The organism is Kiritimatiellia bacterium (assembly GCA_028715905.1).
In the GTDB taxonomy this organism is placed as follows: Bacteria; Verrucomicrobiota; Kiritimatiellia; order JAAZAB01; family JAAZAB01; genus JAQUQV01.
On the sequence record JAQUQV010000110.1, the window covers coordinates 1 to 3,967 of the forward strand.

The 3,967-nt window shown below is 58.0% G+C and carries 3 protein-coding genes; 2 read left to right on the plus strand and 1 reads right to left on the minus strand.

What is annotated here, in order from left to right; all coding sequences use genetic code 11:
* The first annotated feature begins 244 nt into the window (after positions 1-244).
* Together PHP98_11825 and PHP98_11830 are read left to right on the plus strand one after the other, a co-directional pair.
* Positions 245-1,474, plus strand: a complete 1,230-nt coding sequence (locus PHP98_11825; protein ID MDD5484316.1) for an MFS transporter — start codon at positions 245-247, stop codon at positions 1,472-1,474.
* Between the two features lie 239 nt (positions 1,475-1,713).
* A complete protein-coding gene (locus tag PHP98_11830) occupies positions 1,714-3,150 on the plus strand; it encodes a hypothetical protein (protein ID MDD5484317.1) in 1,437 nt (478 codons plus the stop codon).
* Between the two features lie 112 nt (positions 3,151-3,262).
* On the opposite strand, the gene PHP98_11835 is transcribed toward PHP98_11830, so the two are convergent.
* On the minus strand, positions 3,263-3,967 hold a 705-nt coding region (locus tag PHP98_11835; GenBank protein ID MDD5484318.1), incomplete at its 5' end, for a phosphoglucosamine mutase.

Sequence of the window (3,967 nt, forward strand, 5' to 3'; positions counted from 1 at the left end):
GGTCATCAACATCGTGGTGCAGATCGTCGTGTTGATTGATATCGCCAGGAATTTCGGACGGAGCGGCTGGTTTGCGGCCGGCCTGATCTTCCTGCCGATTATATTTTTCCCCATCCTGGCCTTCGGCGATTCGGTCTATACCGGCGGCAAGGAATAGGAAGGCACAGAGGCACACAGACAGAAGGCACAAAGCCGGAAAAGAGAATAAAACCGGCATGCTTAACTTTGTGCCTGTTTTACCGCCATGATCGCCTGGAAACGTAATTTATATTTCATCATAGCCGCCATGTTCTTGTCAGGCACGGGATTTTCATTCGCCGTGCCTTTTGTTCCGTTTTATTTCCAGGAAATGGGGGTGCGCGATGCCCACGCGCTGAAAATATGGATCATGCTGTTCAACTTCGCCCCCGCCTTTACGTTGGCAATATTCTCGCCGATCTGGGGCGCCTTGAGCGACCGTTACGGCCGGAGGTTGATGCTGCTGCGGGCGACTTTCGGAAGCGTTGTTGTGCTTTTCCTGATGGGCGCCGCCCCGACCCCGGCCGCGCTGATCATACTCCGCCTCCTCCAGGGCGCGCTGACCGGAAGCGTATCGGCTTCCCAGACCATGGTTTCGGTTTGCTCCCCGAAGGAACGCGTCGGTTTCTCGCTGGGCATGCTCAGCGCCGCGGTATGCTCCGGAAGCACCAGCGGCGCTTTTTTCGGGGGAATGTTTGCCGAAATGTTTGGTTACCGCCTGGCTTTCGTCGCCAGCAGCGGTATTTTACTCCTGGCCGCCGGCATTGTGCTGTTCGGGACCGAAGAATACATCGCAAAACGAAAAGACCCGGATGACCGGCCGCAAAAACTGCGATTCAGCCCGGGAAATCTCGGCTCAAACAGGCTGATTCTCATTATGCTGGCGGCAATCGGCGTGGTCATGCTGTTTGACGCGGGCTGGCTGCCGCTCCTGGTACAGGAAATCCACGGCGGTATCAGCGGCGCCGCGTTTATAACCGGCTCCCTCGCGGCGGCCGGCGGTATTGCCGGTTTTATCGCCGGCCCGGTCATCGGCCGCCTGGCCGACCGGATTACGCCGCCGGTAATCGCGCGTTTTTCCAGCCTGGGCGCCGGATTCATGACCATATTGACGGCCCTCGCCGGGTGTTTTCCCTTCCTGTTTTTTACCCGTTTCTGCACGGCCTTCTGCGCCGGCGGGCTTGACCCCGTGTTTCAAATCTGGCTTTCCAGGGTTACGCCCGAAAAAGACCGCGGCTCTGTCTTCGGCTGGGCGCTCACCGCCCGGTCAATCGGCTGGATGCTGGCGCCCTTGATCAGCGGCGCCGTGGCCAGGCTCGCCGGAGTGCGCGCCATCTTTTTCGCGGCGGCCGCCTTTTACTTCCTGCTCGTGCCTTTGATCAGCTTCATCGTCAGCCGGCTGGAAAAAAACCGGGCGGAAAGACCGGATAATCCCGTCCCGGGCATTAATTCGTGATATTCCCCGCCAGGTGAAAACAAGCGAAAATAATATGATTTTGCCTATGGTATAATTTTCTCAAAAATGATATTCTTACAAGAAACAAGCGAGTCATTTGCAAAACTCCAGAAAAAATCGACTCGTCGTCCGGCATACGCCCGATGCATTTCTCAGGAAAATCAAGATTGTAGGAGCGCCACACCGCTGGCGCGATGAGTTTTGCAATTAACTCAAGCGATACATATGAAAGCATCATTATGAATAAAAAATCATTCTGTTTGATCCCGATCGCGTTCTTGTCGTTCTTAATCTGCGCGCCGGAAATCCGGGCCAACAGCTGGACCAACCTCGGCAGCGGCATGAACGCCTATGTGGAAGCGCTGGCTTTTGACAAGTCCGGCAACCTCTACGCCGCCGGTGAGTTCACCGTGGCCGGCGGCATTGCCGTCAACCGGATCGCCAGGTGGGACGGCGCAGCTTGGACCAATCTCAACGGCATCCGGGAAAGCGGCAATATCTATGAGCTGGCCTTTGACAGCGCCGGCAACCTCTATGCCGCCGGCGGCAACGAGATTGAAAAGTGGAACGGCACAACCTGGACCAATATCAGCGCCGGGATGGACTGGTTCGTCTATGCGCTCGCCGCCGATAAGTCCGGCAACCTCTACGCCGGCGGGTCTTTTACCGCCGTCGGCGGAGTGGAAGTGAACCATGTCGCCAAGTGGAACGGCACAACCTGGACCAACCTCGGCTCCGGAATGGATTTTTATGCGGAAGCGCTGGCCTGCGACAAGTCCGGCAATCTCTACGCCGGCGGGTCTTTCACTAATGCCGGCGGCGCGCCGGCCAACCGGATCGCCAGGTGGGACGGCACGAACTGGACCAGTCTCGGCAACGGGATTCATAGCGGCACGGGCGACGTCGTCAAGGCGCTGGCTTTTGACAAGTCCGGCAACCTCTATGCCGGCGGTGATTTTTCCGTTGCCGGCGGCGTGGATGCCTTTGCAATCGCCAAATGGAACGGAACAACCTGGACCAACCTCGGCTCCGGAATGGACTTCAGCGTAACAGCCCTGGCCTGCGATAGCGCCGGCAACATCTACGCCGGCGGAAATTTCAACAATGCCGGCGGCGCAACAGCCAACCGGATCGCCAAATGGAACGGGGCAAGCTGGGCCAGCCTCGGGGCGGGTTTGAATAATTCGGCCATGGCATTGGCCTGCGATGCTTCCGATTCCCTGTACGTTGCGGGCTATTTTTCCACTGCCGGCGGGCTGGAGGCAAATCATATCGCCAAATGGATTCCATCCCCGTTCGGCCCGGTGATCAAGGCCAACGGCTCCCGCGATGATATCATCATCAATAACGGGGACAATCTCTCCGTCACCGTCCAGATTGATCCGGGCGCATATGCCGGCATTGAGGCCGACTGGTGGGTGGTTGCCATGGCCGGGTCGGCCTGGTATTACTGGAACAATTCATACCAGTGGACGCCGGATAATACCGGCAATACGCTCAACTGGCGGCCGGTGTACCAGGGGCCGCTGGGTAGCCTGCCGGAAGTTGAAGTGTTAAGCATCGGGCTCGGCCCCGGATCCTACACGTTTTTTTTCGCCGTTGATTATCCGATGGACGGTGTTTTGAACCTGGAAGGGCCCATTCTGGTTGACGCGGTGAAAGTTACCGTGCCGTAATCTGAGATGCGTCCGCCCATATGGAAAATCGTTCCGGATATGGAAACGAATGGTTGCGGCTGGGCAGGCATCGGGTTGCGGGCGGCCCGCTTTGGTCATACAGGAAAACGTATCAGGCAAGGTTGGCGCGCGCAATTTCGGCCAGCGCGCCGGCAATCCGGTCGGTAACCGCCTGGTCCATGCTTTCCACCATGACCCGGCAAACGGGCTGGGTACCGGAATAACGCACGATAACCCGTCCGGTTCCGGCCAGTTCTTTTTCGGCGCGGCAAACGGCTTCCTGCAAGGGCTTGACTTCCGCCAGCAGCGGTTTGCGGACCACGTTGACGTTTATCATTTTCTGGGGGGCAAGCTGAAGCAAGCCGCGCAGTTCAGAAAGCTTTTTCCCGGAACTTTGCAGGCTGGCCAGCAGTTGCAGAGCCGAAATGATGCCGTCGCCGGTGGTGTGCAGATTGAGGAAAATGATGTGGCCCGAATCCTCGCCCCCGAAAACAGCCCCTTTTTCGCGCATCATTTTCAACACGTAACGGTCGCCGACATCGGCCTCCTCCACGGCAATATCCATCCGGAGCATCGCCTGCCGGAAACCGAAATTGCTCATGGCCGTGGCAATAACCATGTTGTTACGCAATAACCCGTTTGCTTTCAAGGTTTTGGCGCAAATGGTCATGATATGATCGCCGGTGAGCGTGTCGCCCCTTTCGTCAACCGCGATCAGGCGGTCGCCGTCGCCGTCAAAAGCCAGGCCGGCATCGGCCCGCCGCTCCCGCACATGTCTGGCAAGCTCCTGCGGATAGAGCGCCCCGCAGCCGGCGTT

Coding starts and splice junctions, on each gene's coding strand:
- PHP98_11825 (MDD5484316.1), top strand. CDS start 245: ATGATCGCCTGGAAACGTAATTTATATTTCATCATAGCCGCCATGTTC.
- PHP98_11830 (MDD5484317.1), top strand. CDS start 1,714: ATGAATAAAAAATCATTCTGTTTGATCCCGATCGCGTTCTTGTCGTTC.